Raw genomic sequence first — 15,593 nt, 5'->3', positions numbered from 1 at the left:
CCGTCACGGATCGTGACGAAGCGTGACGGTCGGCTCCGGCACCGGCCTGGAGGCCCGCCCCGCGTCCGCCGCGTCGCCCGCGCCGGGCGCGTGGCCGGTTCCAGGGCTCAGGCGCGGTCGTGGAGCGTGACGTGGTAGCCGTCGGGGTCGGCGAACGTGAACGTCCGACCGAAGGGTCCGTCGATCGGCGCCGAGACGATGCGGTGTCCGTCGGCGACCAGCGCGTCGTGGATCGCCTGCACGTCCGTCGCGTGCAGCCAGATCGCGGCGCCGATGCCGGGCTGCGCCACCGCGTCGAGGTCCGTGCCGGGTACCAGGTCGCGCAGGGCGAAGGCGATCGGCGTGGTCTCGAACACGACGGCGTGCGGCGGGCCGGCCTGCGAGCGGACGAGGCCGAGGTACCGCTCGTAGAACGCCTGCGAGGCATCGAGGTCGCGGGTCTGCAGGGAGATGAAGTCGGGGCCGGTGACGGGCATGTGGTGCTCCTCGGATTCGTGTCAGTCTTCTGACACAGGACAAGCTATGTCAGACTACTGACATGCGTCAAGACGACACCGGTATCCACCTCGAGACGTCGATCGGCTACCTGCTCAAGGAGACCGCGAGTGCCCTCCGCGCGTCGATGGAGGCCGTGCTGCGCCCGCTCGGCATGACGGTGACGCACTACTCCTGCCTCGAACTGCTCGCACAGCGCCCCGGCCTGTCGAACTCCGAGCTCGCGCGCGGCACGTTCGTGACCCGGCAGTCGATGAACGTGCTGCTGCAGACCCTGGAGCGCGACGGCTTCGTCACTCGTGCCACCGAACCGTCGGTCGGCAAGGCACTCCCCACGCAGCTGACCGACAGCGGGCGACGGAGCCTGGCGCAGGCGAGTGCGGCGATCCGCGGGGTCGAGCAGCGGATGCTCGCCGATCTGACCGCGGACCAGCAGACCGAGGCCCGTCAGATCCTGCGGAGCATGGTCACTGCTCTCCGCAGTTAGGGCTGATCACGCCGGGCCCCATTGCCCGAATCGACATCCTCGCCAAGAACGACGGCGGCGAGTGGGCGAAGGTTTACGCGGGCCCCGCCCGCAACGCCGCCAACTCATTTGCCAGCGACCTGCGAAGGGCAAGAAAGCCTCGATCAACCGAATCGGACGCTTCGACGCTCGTGTAGTGTTCGGCAATGCGGTCGAGGCTCGCGCGGTAAATGACGTCCCGGGAATCAAGCCTGGTCAAATAGCACGTCGTCACCCACGGTAAGCCCCGGCCCCGGCAGGGGCGAGCTACCCGTGTACCGATACCAACCTTGTGCCGCCGATAGCAGCAGGCGAGATGTCAAACGGGCGAACATGAAAAGGTTGTCGACGTTGAGGTGCACAACATGTTGTCCGTCTACCTCGACGACGTTCGATACGCCCATCATGCTCGTCATTGAACCGTGAGCAAGTGAACTCAGCATCCCCCAGGGCCAGGTGAAAGCCAGGTCTGGTACCAGCTTCCGATGGTGAATTTGCGCCGGTAGCAACACCTCGGTCAGCATCTCAAACCGCTTCCACTTTTTGACCTCAGGTAGACCTCCGCGCCCCAGCATGCGCATCGCTCGTTCTATCTCGGAAATTCTTCGTTTGACGGCGTTCGCCTCCCGGTGGTGCCGAACTCGGATCGGAAGAGTAATCGCCAGCCTCTCGGCCAAGTTCTCTCTGCCGAGTGCACTGCGTAGGTCGTCGCCGACGACGCGGTATGCCCTCCTCAATCGCTCGTCCTGACTGGCGTCACTTTGCAAGAGCCACCAGGCGACGCCGGCGTTCTCGAGGACACTCCGAAGCAGCGCGTAGTCGGCATGCAGGTGAACGTGGCGAGCAGTCCAGAGAATACTCAGAGCCCGTGCAGAGTCGTACGCGGCCATGAGCTTGGCGGAGGCGACGACGCCGGGAACAAGATCGCTGTCAACCGGACCGATCCGAGCCATGTCGTGCCCATACGCAGTGCCGGCAGCTGGGAACACCGCCGTTGTAGGCAGGTACGCGTCTACAGCGACACGCCAGCGTCGACCGAGTTCCACCAATTTGTCGTCGACCGCTTCCTCATCCACGCGACGAGCGTAGCGGACAAAGAGAGAAGGGGCTCACTGATCTGGACGACCAATGAACCCCAACCAAATTTTCAGATTTTCCATCTGTCGTAGACCCATCGAGCTACTTTGCGGAAACATTTACCGATTCTCCGAATCGTCGTGTAAATTTGAGCCCAAGTCGAACGGCTCCAAAATCCGATGTAATCAAAGAAACCAGATTCAATAAGAATCATAACAACTGCCAGTAATACTTCTTCCATTTTATTGCTAACTTTCGCTTCGTAGTTAAGTATGACGCATTCATCATCATGTATCTACCTTACCACAGAAATGCGCTAGAATGTGGAAGTCGGAGTCTTATTCAAGACATTCTTTTACCCCAATTCGGGGGCGTAAATATGGCGACCCACCGAATCATCAGGAAGGCATACGAAAGGGCACCCAGCTACCGTTGCGGGTAAATCAGGTGCCCTAATCAATATCGACGACAACCTGGATGATTGGGTCGTCGTGATTCACTAACCGATTGCGGGATCTTCGGCAGGGAGTCGAAGGTCGAACCACTCCGGCTCCCTGACATGCACGAATTTACGATCATCCTTGGCATTCAGCCAGCCGTAGACGATGAAGCGGGCGCCGATGAGTTCTTCGGCGTCGCCGAGTTGATAGGCCGTGAGTAGGTCCGCCATCGCCTCCGCTGGCACCCGCACGGTGAGGGTGTCCCAGCGTTCGGTGTTGAGCCAGTAGGAGCCGCCAGCAGAGGCAACCCATCGGATCTCACCCCAGTACACCCGGCGCCGAGGCGGGTCCACGTGCTCGGTGGTGACGTCGAGCGTGCGGACGCAGATTCGTCGAACCAGGTGGGCATAGTCCTTCTCGCGCCCTGGAAGCATGAGTTGCTTCGAGCTGATGCGGTACTTCGGATCGCGGATCAGCGAACGCAGGATCGTACGGAGCCCTTGTGTCGGGATGGACTCGGTTGTCGCTTCACCAGGCACGGTGTGGCGGCCGCGCCTCCCCGGCTCCGCTGGGTGCGCGTCGGGATCGTGCTCGATACGAGGGCCCATCGCCGCAGCGCCTCCGTGCTGGGCCGGGCGGATCTTGACCACGTTCTCGGCTGGAGTTCTCGGTTCGGTCTCCTGGAGCGCCCGGTACTCGGTGTCGCCAGCACCACCCGATGCGTAGCGGCAATCGATCCGAGCGTGCCGGGCCCAGAACGTCGCCTTCCGACCGTCGATCGACTGGCGCCGGAACATCGCATCAGCCCCGCACCCAAGGCACGTAAGCGCGAGCGCGATGGTCTGGCGCTCGGGAGCTTTCTCGAACTCCTCGGCAGTTATCGTGTGGTTACTGATCCCGTTACGTGCTTCGTGCACGAGTTCCCCCTCAGCCCTGCTCAATTGCTTTCTCCCATTGTGCAAGGTCTCGGTGGTTCACCTCGGGAACGCCTTCGAGAGCCGTATCTGACACTCACTCCGGCATTGCCCGCGCCTATTCGCGGTGCTGCTACGCCCGACCACCGGGTGATGTGGCCCGCGGGGCTGGCCCTCGGGTAGGCCTAGCCGGGACGCGGGCGGGTTCCTACGCGGGGCGGTGCTGCTCCTCAGCGCACTCGCTGTGCCGCTCCTGCTCACTCAACCGGCGCGGCCCGCCCAATCGATCAGTGCACAGTCGCAGGCGTAGACCGATCCCAGTCAGGCCACGTAGCGCACCGACGCGGCATCCTTCGGCGCGTACCGTTCCTCGAAGTCACGCTCGTTGGGGATCCACACGTCCCGCCAGAGCGCATCGTGCCTGCGCCCGAGCGCGCGATCACGAGCCGTGCCCCGACGCACCGCCGTGTCGAGGTCGACGTCACACCAGATGCTGACGTCGAGGTGCGGGAGCGCCGCGGGGTGGAAGAGTCCGATCAGGTCGACGATCAGGACGTCCGTCCGCGGCAGCGGCTCGGCCGGGCCGAGGGCTCGCACCGACCAGTCGAACCGCTGGAACGTGCTCGCACGACCGGCTCGGTGCGGTTCGAGCACCGACGACACCAGGCGGGGACGATCGACGCCGTCCCAGTCGGAGGACCGCTGGTGGGACCGAACGGGGTCGAGGAAGTCGTCGCCGCGGATGCGGACCGCGCCGGGGAGCCCCTCGGCGAGGGTGCGCGTCAGCGTCGACTTGCCGGATCCGCAGTAGCCGGAGACACCGACGACGATCGGTGCGCGGGCCGAGGCGCGGCGGGACGCGACAAGGTCGATGACGCCGTCGCGGTCCATCGGTCAAGCGTACGAGGTCGCTGACGGTGCACCGGGGTTCGTAGGCTGAGCGGATGGACGTCGCACTGCGGGACAGCACCACCGAGGACCTCGAGTGGCTCGTCGAGCTCCGGGCCGTGGTGCTGCGCGACGACCTGATGCGCCTCGGGGTGTTCGACGAGACGCGCGTCCGACAGCGCCTCCGCGACGCGTTCCAGCCGGAGCTGACCCGCATCGTCGTGGTCGACGACCGCGACGTCGGGTCGATCACCGTGCGGGTCGAGGACGACGTCCGCTGGGTCGAGCACTTCTACCTCGCGCCCGACGTCCAGGGGCGTGGAGTCGGTTCGACCGTGCTGCGCGCCGTCCTCGACGAGCCCCACGACGGTCCGACGCGGCTCAACGTGCTGGTGGGCAGCCCGGCTCGCCGACTCTACGAACGACACGGCTTCGTGCTCGACACCGACGACGGCGTCGACGTGTTCATGACGCTGCGGGCCGCCGATCGAGCACCCCACGGAGTGCACTGAGCTGCTCGTCGACCACGTCGGCCATCCGGCGCTCGGCCGGTCCGGTGAGCCAGGCCTCGAGGGCCAGGTGGAACAGCATCACGGTCGTCTCGGCGATGACCGCTGCCTCGGACGGATCGAGCCCGCGGTGGACGAAGGCCTCGCGCACCGCGTCCGTCAGGTCGGCACGCTTCCGGGCGTCGCGCTCCCGGAGCGAGGACTCGGACAGCACCAGCCGCCGCACCGAGCCGACCTCGCCGTGCCGCCCCTCGAACCGCTCGTCGGCGACGGTGCGGAGGCCGTGCACGACGATGTCGAGCGGGTCGATCCCGGCCGGCGCGCCCTCGATGGCAGCCCGGGCGAGGTCGGGGATCTCGTCACCGGCGAAGATCACCTCGCGCTTGTCGGCGAAGTACCGGAAGAAGGTGCGGGTCGTCAGGCCGGCCCGTGCGGTGATCTGCGGCACGGTCGTCGCCTGGTAGCCCTGCTCGGCGAAGAGCTCGAACGCCGCACGCTCGAGTCGCCCTCGGGCATCCGGAGACCAACGCATGTGTCCACAGTAGTGGTGATGACACGTCGTGTCATGGTTGACTGGGCGATGACACGTCGTGTCATGACTCACTTCGAGCAAGAGATCGGGACACCATGTCGCCATCGGGCAACGCAGCACTCTGGACCACGTCGACCGGGCGGTTCGCCGTCGGGCCCGCACCGGTCCCCCAGCCCGGCCCCGGCGAACTCGTCGTCCGCGCCGAGGCGGTCGCCGTCAACCCGGTCGACGCCGTCGGCGGGCTCTTCCGGCACCTGGTGTTCCCGAAGCTGCGGTTCCCCGCGGTCCTCGGGTCGGACGTCGCCGGCACGGTCGTCGCGATCGGCCCGGACGTCGAGCGCTTCCGCGTGGGCGACCGGGTCGTCGGGCACGCCGCGGGGCAGGAACAGCACCGGAACAGTGCTGCCGAAGGCGCCTTCCAGCACCTGGTCCTGCTGCTCGACCGTGTGACGACCCCGGTTCCGGATGCCCTGCCCGCCGAGCAGGCAGCGGTCCTGCCGCTCGCCGTCTCGACCGCCGCGGCCGGTCTCTTCGAGCCGGATCAGCTCGCGCTGTCGCTCCCGACGCCCGATGCGGTCGATCGCGACGGGGTCGTCCTGGTGTGGGGTGCGTCCACGAGCGTCGGCGCCAACGCCGTCCAGCTCGCCCGGGCCGCCGGCTACGCCGTGATCGGCACCGCATCGCCGAAGAACCACGGGTTCGTGCAGGACCTCGGGGCCGAGGCCGTGTTCGACTACCGCGACGACGGTGCCGCACGCCGCATCCTCGAGGCACTCGCCGACCGGGAGCTCGCCGGCACCCTCGCCTTCGGTCAGGGCTCGCTGACCCGCACGCTCCCGATCGTCCGGGCAGCCACCGGCTCCGGTCGACTCGCGTCGGCGTACCCGACACCGGTGACGACGATCCGCGCGCGGCTCGAGCGCCGACGCGGGGTCCACGTCACCGCGATCTGGGGCGGCCGCCCGACGGAGTCCGAGGTCGGCCCCGCGATCTACCGCGATTTCCTGCCCGAGGCGCTCCGCACCGGGCGGTACCGTGCCACCCCGACCGCGTCCGTCGTCGGATCGGGACTCGCCGCGATCCCGGACGCCCTCGCCGAGCTCCGCGCCGGTGTCTCCGCCCGGAAGCTCGTCGTCATGCTCCCCTGAGCAGGTAGCGTCAGCGACGTGACCGATGCCCACGAGCAAGACGAGACGTTCGAGATCACGATGTCGGGCGGTGGCACGCCACGGGGACACCTGCAGGACCCGAGCGCCGTCACGCTGCACCTGGACCCGCGGCTCCTCGGCGACACCGCCAGGGGCAAGGAGATGTTCGCCCGGGCCATCGAGCAGCAGCACACCGCACTCTCCGACTACGCCACCGCCATAGCGGCCGCCGACGGTGACGTGACCGCTCCGGCGGTGCAGGACGCCGCGACCGCACTGCACCAGGCGCTCCAGTTCCTGCCGATCGCCCACACCGTGTACACGGGCGTCGGCTTCCCCACCGCCCGCGTCGGGGACGCCCCCCGCCCGACCTCGCTGCGACCGGAACGCGGCGAGCGCGGCCTCGGCGTCCACCCGGACATGCTCACGGCGATCCACGGGGACACCTCGCAGCGCTGGGAGCTCGCCTGCGAAGAGGACCTCCCCCTCGCCGTCGAGATCACCCTGGCGACCGATCCGGACGAGAACGTGCGGTCCGCCTTCCTCATGATGACGAGGTCACGAGCCGTCGTCCTGCTCATGGAACAGCGAGAGACCGACCCGGAGATGCTCGAACAGCTCGCCCAGCAGAGCTACGCGAGCCCCGAACGGAAGTTCCCCGTGCCGCTCGCCGACCTCGTTCCCCGAGAGCTGGACGGCCTCTACGAGCTCCTCGGTCTCGACGACGACGCCGTCGCGCTCGCGAAGTCCCGCTGGGCACGGGCGCAGGAACGCGGCGAGCGCATCACCGTCGGCGACGCACTCCGCGAGATCGGCGCCATCGCCTGATCGTTACCCCGCAGTGAGCGACTTCGCGTACCAGCGGTCCGAGTACGGATCGTCGTTGAACGGCGCCACCCGGACGAAGCCGAGCCGCTCGTAGAGCGCACAGGCCTCGGCGAGCTCAGCGCGGGTGTCCAGCCGCAGGGACGTGATCCCGCGTCCCCGGCAGACGTCCTCGACGTGGCGCAGGAGCGCCGAACCGACGCCTCGGCCGCGGTGCTCCGGCAGCGTGAACACCTTCGTCAGCTCGCCGACGGCACCCACGAAGCGCACGCCGGCGCAGGCGACAGCGGCTTCCCCGTCACTCGCGACGACGAACACCCCGGAGTCCCCCTGCAGGTCGTCGTACGGCTCCTCGTCGAGCGCCCGGTCGACCTCGGCCGGCGTCGCCGCCCGCCCGTACCACCGCGACGCGACTTCCGTCAGGTAGGCCCGCACGATCGCGTCGGCCCGGCCTGCGCCGGGTCGCTCCGTCTCGATGATCATCGCGCCCCTTGCACGGCCGCAGCCGGCTCAGCGGGACGCGGTCGCCTCGCGCGCGGCGGCTTCCGCCGCGACCCAGGCGAGCATGCCGCACTTCACGCGCATGACGAACTTCGAGACGCCGTGGAAGGCGACGAGGTCCTCGAGGACGTCCTCGTCGGGCTCGCCGACACCGCGCGAGCGCATCATGGTGCGGAACTCCTCGGTCAGTGCGAGGAATTCGGGCACCGTGCGGCCGACGGCCATGTCGGTGAGGACCGATGCCGAGGCCATCGAGATCGAGCAGCCGTCGCCCTGCCAGGCGAGCCCGGCGATGCGGTCGGTGCCGGGTTCGAGCCGCAGGCTGACCGTGATCTCGTCGCCGCACGTGGGGTTCCGCTCGAAGTGCGAGGCATCCGCGTCGGGCATCGCACCGTCGCCGTGACGCGCCTTCGCGTGGTCGAGGATGACCTGCTGGTACAGGCTGTCGAGGGCGTTCACGCGGTCGCTCCGAAGTAGTCGCGGATCTCGGCGACGGCTGCGAGGAACCGGTCGACGTCGTGCTCGGTCGTGTAGACGTAGGTGCTCGCGCGGCTGGTGGCGACCAGACCGAGGCGGCGGTGCAGCGGCTGGGCGCAGTGGTGGCCGGAGCGCACGGCGATGCCCTGCGCGTCGAGGTACTGCGAGACGTCGTGGGCGTGCACGCCGTCGACGTCGAAGGACACCAGGCCGGAGCGCGGGACGCCGGCGGGCGGACCGACCAGGCGGATGCCGGGCACGGCGGCGAGACCGTCGAGCATCCGGCGAGCCAGGTGCTCCTCGTGGGCGCGGACGCGTTCCATGCCGATGCCCTGCAGGTAGCGGACGGCCTCGGCGAGGGCGACCGCCTGGGACACGGGCTGCGTGCCGGCCTCGAACCGCTCGGGCGCCGGCATGAACTCGGAGCCCTCCATCGTCACGGTGGTGATCATCGAGCCACCGGTGCGGAACGGCGGCAGGGCGTCGAGCAGCTCGGCACGGCCCCAGAGCACGCCGATGCCGTTCGGGCCGAGCATCTTGTGCCCGGAGAACGCGGCGAAGTCGACCCCGAGCTGCTGCACGTCGAGGGGACGGTGCGGTGCGGACTGGCAGGCGTCGAGCACCACGAGCGCGCCGCGGGCGTGGGCGAGGCCGACGACCTGCTCGACGGGGGCGATCATCCCGGTGACGTTCGAGACGTGCGAGAACGCGACGACCTTCGTGCGGTCGGTGATCAGCGCCGCGGCGTCGTCGGCGGTCCAGGTGCCGTCGTCGGCGACCGGGATCCATCGGAGGGTCGCTCCGGTCAGTGCGGCGAGCTCCTGCCACGGGACGAGGTTGGCGTGGTGTTCGGCCTCGGTGACGAGGATCTCGTCACCGGTGCCCAGGCGGAAGCGCTCCGCGTCGGCACCGCCGCGGCCACGGCTGGCGTTGGCCATGCCGTAGGCGACGAGGTTGAGGGCGTCGGTGGCGTTCGCGGTCCACACGACCTCGGTCGGGGCAGCGGCGCCGATGAAGCCGGCGACGGTGGCACGGGCGTCCTCGTAGGCGTCGGTGCTGAGCGCCGCGAGCGTGTGCGCGCCGCGGTGGACGGCGGCGTTGTCGTGTTCGAGGAACCGGCGCTCGGCGTCGAGGACCTGGCGCGGGCGTTCAGCCGTCGCCCCGGAGTCCAGGTACGCCAACGGCTGCCCGTTCACGTCCTGCGCGAGGATCGGGAAGTCCCGCTTGATCGCCTCGACCTCGGTCTCGGTGAGCGGCTGGTTCGGCGCCACGACTGTCACGTCTCGTCCTCCTGGTGCTGCTGTCCGGAGCAACCCGTCCATGGTGTCCGTTGTTCCCGACCACGTCCAGTCGGCACGGCGACGGCCCAGGACCACGCCGGGTCCTGGGCCGTCGCACGTCGTTCGCTACTCGTTGCCGATCTTCTTGTCCGCTGCGTCGCGGGCACCGTCGATCTTGTCGTCGTACTTGCCGCCCGTGGCCTTCTTGACCGCGTCGGCAACCCCGCCGAGCACCTTGTCGCTGACGCCCTCGGCCTTCTCGCTCTGCAGGGCGTCCTGGACCTTGCCGTCCTTCAGGAACTCCTGGGCCTTCTTCGTGATGTCGTCGAACCCCGCCATCGGTTGCTCCTCGTCTCGGTGCGGAGCCCGTCGCTCCGTCCTGGCGCCGACAGTAGGCCGCCGGGTAGTCGTCCGTACCGGAACGCTCGGGGTCTTCACACCATCTGGGCGCTGCGACGGCGCGCGAGCACGTACCCGACGGCGACCGCGCCGGACACCGCGAGCAACGAGGGCACGAGGATGTCGGTGCCCTGCTGGGTGAACTCGACGACGAGCACGAGGGCGGTGAACGGCGCCCGCATGGTGGTGGCGAGGAAGGCCGCTGCACCGACGAAGGCGAAGGCCGCCAGGCTCGGACCGTCGGCCGGCCACAACAGCAGCCACGCACCGCCCAGGCCACCGCCGATCGCGGAACCGATCGCGATCGAGGGGGTCAGCGTGCCACCGACCGCACCCGCTCCGATGGTCGCCGAGGTGGTCACGGTCCGCAGGACACCGAGCAACAGCAGCAGGACGATCGGCGAGAGGCCGGCGAACGAGGCGTCGTCGAGCGTGGTGTTCATCGCGACGAGGCCGAGCGCCCGACCGTTGCCGAGGATCTCCGGGAACGGGATCGCGATGAGCCCCACCATCGCGAAGACCACCGGCAGCACGACGAGCAGGTGCCAGCCCTTCGGCGCGATGCCCTGCAGCCGGTTGGTCAGCTTGACGAACCCGACCCCGGCGAGCCCCAGCACGGGCCCGACGACGATCGCCCAGACGAGCAGCGACGGCGACAGGTGCATCGCGGGCACGTGGTACAGCACCTCGTCCGGGATCACGAGCCGGGCGGTGATGGCGGCGACCGCACTCGTGGCGAAGGCGGGCAGGGCGGTCGCGAAGCTGATCTCCCCGAGCAGGACCTCGACCGCGAACAGCGCACCACCGAGGGGTACGTCGTACACGGCGGCGAGGCCGGCCGCAGCACCGCATGCGACGAGGATCTTCGTCTCGCGTGCGGTCAGCCCCGCACGACGGGTGACGAGCTGGGCGAGCCAGGCCCCGACCTCGCGCGGCGCCACCTCTTTGCCGATGGACGCGCCGAGCCCCACGGCCAGGATCTGGATGCCGGCGTTCGCGAGCGTCGCCAGGGCCGGCATCCGCTTGCCGTCGACGGCCGCGGTGACGGAGACGATCGAGCGCCCCCACCGACGGAGCGCCCACCAGGCGAACCCGGTCAGGACCCCGGCCGCCGTGAGCGCGAGGAACCGGTTCAGACCCGACGACGCGTCGGCGGCCTCGAGGTGCCCGCCGAACCCGTACCCGAAGGCGACGAACTGGATGAGCTGGAGCGCGAGCCAGACCGCGATGCCGGCGATGCCGCCGGAGACGCCCACCAGGGCGGTGACGACGGCGAGCTTGAGGGCCCAGACCGGGGTCGCGTGTCCGGAGTGCGGCATGACCGGAAGCCTAACGGGCTGGACGCACCCGATGACGGACCGCGACGGGCCCGCCGGACGCGGGACGGGCCTCCAGGCCGGGAGCCCCGACCACCCGCCGTCAGACGGCCGTCACCCGGAACGGCACCACGCAGTCGGCCGGCATGAGCGGTGGCTGCAGGCCGACGGTGCCGAGCACCCGGCCGCTGAACACCCGCGGGCCGGACCACCAGTCCGGTCGCACCAGGTCGTGGCCGTCGCCGATGACCACCGGGTCGACGCGGTACGCCGTGTCGGGGTCGAGGTCGCGGAAGGTGACCCGGCCGGTGCCGGAGACCTCGGAGCGGCCGATGCTGGCGAGGAAGAAGACGGCCTGCTGCCGGTCCGGCGCGACCGTGCCGTACACGAGCCGTGCGTCGTCGACCTCGTCCGAGCGCACCAGGTCGCCGCCGTGCAGGAGCGGGCGGAGCTCGCGGTAGAGCGCGATCCACTCGGTCAATGCGGCGGACTCGTCGGCGGTCGCGCCGGCCAGGTCCCACTCGATGCCGAGGTGCCCGACCAGCGCCGTGCCGGCACGGAAGGCGAGGTCGTGGACGCGACCGGTCGTGTGGTTCCGGCCGCTCGCGATGTGGGAGCCGAGCAGCTCCGGCGGCAGGAGCTGCTGCGTCCACCGGTGCATCTGCTGGCGCTCGAGCGGGTCGATGTCGTCGGACACCCACACTCGCGCGGTGTGCTCGATGACGCCGAGGTCGACCCGACCGCCACCCGACGAGCACGACTCGATCTCCAGCGACGGGAAGCGCTCGCCGAGCGTCGCCATCAACCGGTACGCGGCGAGGGTCTGCTCGTGGACCGCTGCGCCGCCGCCCGGGAACCCCGCCTCGACGAGGTCGCGGTTGTGGTCCCACTTCACGGCGTCGACCGCGTACTCGCCGATGATCGCCGTCATCCGTTCGAGCACGTGGTCGAAGGCCTCGGGGATCGCCAGGTTCAGCACCTGCTGGTCGCGGGAACGCGCGGGCAGCCGACCGTCGGCCTGCAGGATCCACTCCGGGTGGGCACGCGCCAGGTCGCTGTCCTCGTTCGCCATCTCGGGTTCGAACCACAGGCCGAACTCCATGCCGAGCGCACGGACGCGGTCGACCAGCGGTCCGAGACCGTCCGGCCAGACGTCCTCGTCGACGTACCAGTCACCGAGGCCGGCGTGGTCGTCGCGGCGGCCACGGAACCAGCCGTCGTCGAGCACGTAGCGTTCGACGCCGAGGGCCGCAGCACGCTCGGCGAGGTCGACGAGGCGGGCCAGGTCGTGGTCGAAGTACACGGCCTCCCACACGTTGATCGTCATCGGGCGGGGCGTCGTCGGGTGCTGCGGGCGGCTGCGGAGCCAGCGGTGGAACCGTCGGGCCTGGTCGTCGAGGCCGTCCCCGTGGGCGAAGTACACCCACGGCCCCTCGTACGTGGCACCGGTGTCGAGCCGGACCTCGCCGGGCAGCAGGAGTTCGCCGCCGCCGATGACCTGGCGGCCGGTGGCGAGCCGTTCGGCGTGGTGCCGGTGGTTGCCGCTCCAGGCGGTGTGGACGCCCCAGACCTGACCGTGGGCGAAGCCGAAGCCCGGCTCCCCCACCGTCAGCACGGTCGCGGCATCGGTGCCGGTACGGCCCTTCCGTCCCTCGCGCTGGTGGGTCCCCACGACGAGTTCGCGGCGCTGCGGGGTCCGCTCCTTGCCCCAGCGGCCCGCGAAGTCCAGGATCTCGCGGGCCCCCGACGGGATCGGCATCGCGAGCGTCAGGTCGTCGACGGTGTAGACGCCGTCGGCGGTGTTCGTCACGCTCGCGCGGGCCCGCACCAGCCCGGAGCCGAGCATCTCGATGGTGACCCGGACGGTGAGCCCGGCGGTGGTGTCCTCGGCGTCGGCGGTGACCGCGGAGTCGGTGACCGCGAGCGACGTCACGGTGAACGCCGGCGACCAGTCGGCGCCGTCACGGTGCCCGGCGAGCCCCGGACGCCCGCTCCAGCCCCGGTGTGGCTCGGGCAGCACCGACAGGCGGACCGGGTCGTCCATCTCGTTCGGGGACACCGGGGTGACGTCGGCGTCGGCGAGGGCCGTCAGTGCGTCGGTGTCGAGCGGTCCGAGTGCCGCTCCCCAGTGCACGACGGCAGGGAGCGCGTCGTCGCGGCAGTCCAGGACGAGCGAGACGCCACCGGCGGTCAGGTGGACGAGTTCGTGCGGCATGCGGGCTCCAGTCGGCGTCGTTGCACGTCAGAGCTTTCCGGTCCGGGGCCGTCCGCTGCAAATCCTGCTGCGGCGCGGCTCCGGTTGCGGCTCAGCCCAGGCTCCGGCGCCGCTCCGGTTGCGGCTCAGAACCAGCGCTTGACCTTGAACACCACGTACAGGATCGCGGCGAACAGGACCATCGCGACGATCGACAGCGGGTACCCCCACGTCCAACCGAGCTCGGGCATGTGCGTGAAGTTCATCCCGTAGATCGCGGCGATGAGCGTCGGCGCGAACAGGATCGCCGCCCAGCCGGAGATCTTCTTCGTGTCGTCGTTCTGCTTCTGCGCCGCCAGGGTCGAGTCGACGGTCAGGGCGTTCTGCAGCAGCTGCCGGAACGTGTCGAGGCGTTCCACCACCCGGATCGCGTGGTCGAGGACGTCGCGGAACCGCCGCTGCATCTCGATCGGCAGGTGGTACTTCTCGGCGCCGCGGTGCAGGTTCTCGATCATGTAGACCAGGGGACGCGCCGCTCGCTGGAAGTCGACGACCTCGCCGAACAGCTCGTACACGCGCCGGGACACCCCGGCCTCGCCCGAGAACAGCTGGTCCTCGATCTGGTTGATGTCCTCTTCGAGTCCGTCGATCACCGGGACGTAGCCGTCGACGATGGAGTCCATCAGCGCCCAGAGCTGCGCCTGCGGGCCGACGGTCACCAGCCCCGGCTTGCCGCTCAACCGCTGCAGCGCCTTGGGAACGGTCTGCTTGCCGCGGGGGTCGGCCTTCACGACGGCGAGGAAGAAGGTCTCACCGACGAAGGCGTGCACCTCGCCGAACGCCACCTCTTCCTGCTGGTCGTTGTACAGCGCGGGCTTGAGCACCACGAACAGCGTCGAGCCGTAGCGCTCGAGCTTCGGTCGCTGGTGCCCCTCGGCGGAGTCCTCGACGGCGAGTTCGTGCAGACCGAGGGCGACCGCGACGTCGCCGAGTTCCTCGGCGTCGGGCTGGTGCAGGACGATGCACGCGCTGGCACCCTGCTCGTCGAGCATCCGGAAGGTGTCGTCGAGGGACGGACTCGCGATCGGTGCGATCCGGTCGATGTAGACGGTGTTCAGTTCGACGCTCACGCGCCCACCGTACGCAGGGTGGCCGGTCTCCGGCCTGGAGGCCCGTGGCGGCCCCGCCACACGCCCCGCGTCCTGCCTGAACGTGCGCTGCACGGCCGCCGCCACCGGCCGCCTACGGTGCAGGTCATCAGCATGCTGACGAAAGGGACTGTCATGAAGAGGATCTGGAAGCGCATCGCGGTGGCCGTGAGCGCGGTCGTCGCCGTCATCGGCGCGTACGTGGGGTCGGGCGCTGCCGGTGGGACACCCATCCAGGACGCCGCCGGTGGCGCCCTGTCGGCGTCCTCCACCGCGATCGCACCGGACGGCCCGGCCTTCTCGATCTGGAGTGTCGTCTACGCCGGGCTCATCGGCTACGCGGTCCTGCAGCTCTTCCGCACCGCGAACGACGAGCGGCACGAGCGGCTGGTGGTGCCGGCGGTGCTCTCCCTGCTGCTCAACGCCGCGTGGATCCTGTCGGTGCAGTTCGGGTTCCTGTGGGCGAGCGAGCCGATCATCGTCGCCCTGCTCGTCGTGCTGATCTGGACGTTCACGATCCTGCGCCGCACCCCGTCCCGCGGCGTCGTCGAGGCGATCCTGACCGACGGCACGTTCGGGCTGTACCTCGGGTGGGTCTGCGTCGCGACGGCCGCGAACACCGCTGCGGTGCTGACAGCGGCGGGCTTCCGGGGCTTCGGACTCGGGCAGGACCCGTGGGGCGTGGTCGTCGCCGCGGTGGCCGGGCTCGTCGGGGTCCTCATCGCGCTGTGGGGCCGGGGACGCCTGGCGCCGATGGCCTCGGTCGCGTGGGGTCTGGCGTGGGTCGCCGTGGCCCGGTTCGAGGGGCCGCTCGTCTCGGTGCCGACGGCGGTCGCGGCCGTGGTGGCTGCGGCGGCCGTGGTCGTCGTGACCGTGGTGGTGCGTGCCCGCGCCGGCTGGGTCGGACGCCGTGCCGGTCGGGCGGCGGCCCCGGTGGCGGCCTGA

17 protein-coding genes are annotated in these 15,593 nt (G+C 69.7%); 5 read left to right on the top strand and 12 right to left on the bottom strand.

Annotated elements, in window-relative coordinates; all coding sequences use genetic code 11:
- Positions 1 to 107: 107 nt before the first annotated feature.
- Complete coding sequence (locus DEJ09_RS01185) at positions 108 to 476, bottom strand: VOC family protein (protein ID WP_111087383.1); 369 nt, start codon at positions 474 to 476, stop codon at positions 108 to 110.
- 62 nt (positions 477 to 538) lie between these two features.
- On the opposite strand from DEJ09_RS01185, the gene DEJ09_RS01180 reads away from it, so the two are divergent.
- Positions 539 to 982: a MarR family winged helix-turn-helix transcriptional regulator gene (locus DEJ09_RS01180; protein ID WP_111087382.1), complete on the top strand. Its 444-nt coding sequence runs from the start codon at positions 539 to 541 to the stop codon at positions 980 to 982.
- Positions 983 to 1,206: 224 nt separating this feature from the next.
- On the opposite strand, the gene DEJ09_RS01175 is transcribed toward DEJ09_RS01180, so the two are convergent.
- The 3 genes from DEJ09_RS01175 to DEJ09_RS01165 form a co-directional block, all read right to left on the bottom strand.
- On the bottom strand, positions 1,207 to 2,076 hold the full coding sequence (locus tag DEJ09_RS01175) for a hypothetical protein (RefSeq protein ID WP_146245649.1): 870 nt from the start codon (positions 2,074 to 2,076) through the stop codon (positions 1,207 to 1,209).
- Positions 2,077 to 2,576: 500 nt separating this feature from the next.
- Positions 2,577 to 3,434: a hypothetical protein gene (locus tag DEJ09_RS01170; protein WP_146245648.1), complete on the bottom strand. Its 858-nt coding sequence runs from the start codon at positions 3,432 to 3,434 to the stop codon at positions 2,577 to 2,579.
- A gap of 318 nt (positions 3,435 to 3,752) precedes the next feature.
- On the bottom strand, positions 3,753 to 4,322 hold the full coding sequence (locus tag DEJ09_RS01165) for a uridine kinase (RefSeq protein ID WP_111087379.1): 570 nt from the start codon (positions 4,320 to 4,322) through the stop codon (positions 3,753 to 3,755).
- A 53-nt stretch (positions 4,323 to 4,375) separates the two neighbouring features.
- Between DEJ09_RS01165 and DEJ09_RS01160 the strand changes: the two genes are divergently transcribed.
- Complete coding sequence (locus tag DEJ09_RS01160) at positions 4,376 to 4,831, top strand: GNAT family N-acetyltransferase (protein ID WP_111087378.1); 456 nt, start codon at positions 4,376 to 4,378, stop codon at positions 4,829 to 4,831.
- On the opposite strand, the gene DEJ09_RS01155 is transcribed toward DEJ09_RS01160, so the two are convergent.
- Positions 4,785 to 5,360 carry a TetR family transcriptional regulator gene (locus tag DEJ09_RS01155; protein WP_111032081.1) on the bottom strand — a complete coding sequence of 192 codons (576 nt, stop codon included), beginning with the start codon at positions 5,358 to 5,360 and terminating at the stop codon, positions 4,785 to 4,787. The two genes, DEJ09_RS01160 and DEJ09_RS01155, sit on opposite strands and share 47 nt — an antisense overlap.
- Positions 5,361 to 5,455: 95 nt before the next feature.
- Here DEJ09_RS01155 and DEJ09_RS01150 point away from each other — a divergent pair, with 95 nt between their 5' ends.
- Both DEJ09_RS01150 and DEJ09_RS01145 read left to right on the top strand, forming a co-directional pair.
- A complete protein-coding gene (locus DEJ09_RS01150) occupies positions 5,456 to 6,508 on the top strand; it encodes a zinc-binding alcohol dehydrogenase family protein (protein WP_111087377.1) in 1,053 nt (350 codons plus the stop codon).
- A gap of 18 nt (positions 6,509 to 6,526) precedes the next feature.
- Positions 6,527 to 7,336: a hypothetical protein gene (locus tag DEJ09_RS01145; RefSeq protein WP_111087376.1), complete on the top strand. Its 810-nt coding sequence runs from the start codon at positions 6,527 to 6,529 to the stop codon at positions 7,334 to 7,336.
- Between the two features lie 3 nt (positions 7,337 to 7,339).
- Here DEJ09_RS01145 and DEJ09_RS01140 read toward each other — a convergent pair whose 3' ends face one another.
- The 7 genes from DEJ09_RS01140 to DEJ09_RS01110 all read right to left on the bottom strand — a co-directional run bounded on the left by DEJ09_RS01140 (position 7,340) and on the right by DEJ09_RS01110 (position 14,630).
- Positions 7,340 to 7,816 carry a GNAT family N-acetyltransferase gene (locus DEJ09_RS01140; RefSeq protein WP_111087375.1) on the bottom strand — a complete coding sequence of 159 codons (477 nt, stop codon included), beginning with the start codon at positions 7,814 to 7,816 and terminating at the stop codon, positions 7,340 to 7,342.
- Positions 7,817 to 7,843: 27 nt separating this feature from the next.
- Positions 7,844 to 8,293: a Fe-S cluster assembly sulfur transfer protein SufU gene (gene sufU, locus DEJ09_RS01135; protein ID WP_071405057.1), complete on the bottom strand. Its 450-nt coding sequence runs from the start codon at positions 8,291 to 8,293 to the stop codon at positions 7,844 to 7,846.
- Entirely contained in the window at positions 8,290 to 9,582 is a 1,293-nt protein-coding gene (locus DEJ09_RS01130) for an aminotransferase class V-fold PLP-dependent enzyme (protein WP_111029982.1), read from the bottom strand. The genes sufU and DEJ09_RS01130 overlap by 4 nt, the downstream gene beginning before the upstream one ends.
- A gap of 135 nt (positions 9,583 to 9,717) precedes the next feature.
- The gene (locus DEJ09_RS01125; protein WP_071247674.1) at positions 9,718 to 9,930 is read right to left on the bottom strand and encodes an Rv0909 family putative TA system antitoxin; all 213 of its coding nucleotides are present in this window, start codon (positions 9,928 to 9,930) and stop codon (positions 9,718 to 9,720) included.
- Between the two features lie 95 nt (positions 9,931 to 10,025).
- Entirely contained in the window at positions 10,026 to 11,309 is a 1,284-nt protein-coding gene (locus DEJ09_RS01120) for a chloride channel protein (protein WP_071405054.1), read from the bottom strand.
- Between the two features lie 100 nt (positions 11,310 to 11,409).
- Positions 11,410 to 13,521 carry an alpha-galactosidase gene (locus DEJ09_RS01115; protein ID WP_111087374.1) on the bottom strand — a complete coding sequence of 704 codons (2,112 nt, stop codon included), beginning with the start codon at positions 13,519 to 13,521 and terminating at the stop codon, positions 11,410 to 11,412.
- 125 nt (positions 13,522 to 13,646) lie between these two features.
- Complete coding sequence (locus DEJ09_RS01110) at positions 13,647 to 14,630, bottom strand: magnesium and cobalt transport protein CorA (protein WP_111029980.1); 984 nt, start codon at positions 14,628 to 14,630, stop codon at positions 13,647 to 13,649.
- Positions 14,631 to 14,783: 153 nt separating this feature from the next.
- Between DEJ09_RS01110 and DEJ09_RS01105 the strand changes: the two genes are divergently transcribed.
- Positions 14,784 to 15,593, top strand: coding sequence for a tryptophan-rich sensory protein (locus DEJ09_RS01105; RefSeq protein WP_111047241.1), 810 nt, complete (start codon positions 14,784 to 14,786; stop codon positions 15,591 to 15,593).

The organism is Curtobacterium sp. MCLR17_055 (assembly GCF_003234305.1).
Classification (GTDB): domain Bacteria; phylum Actinomycetota; class Actinomycetes; order Actinomycetales; family Microbacteriaceae; genus Curtobacterium; species Curtobacterium flaccumfaciens.
Note: the sequence above shows the minus strand (reverse complement) of the source record. Positions and strands in the feature narration are given on the sequence as shown.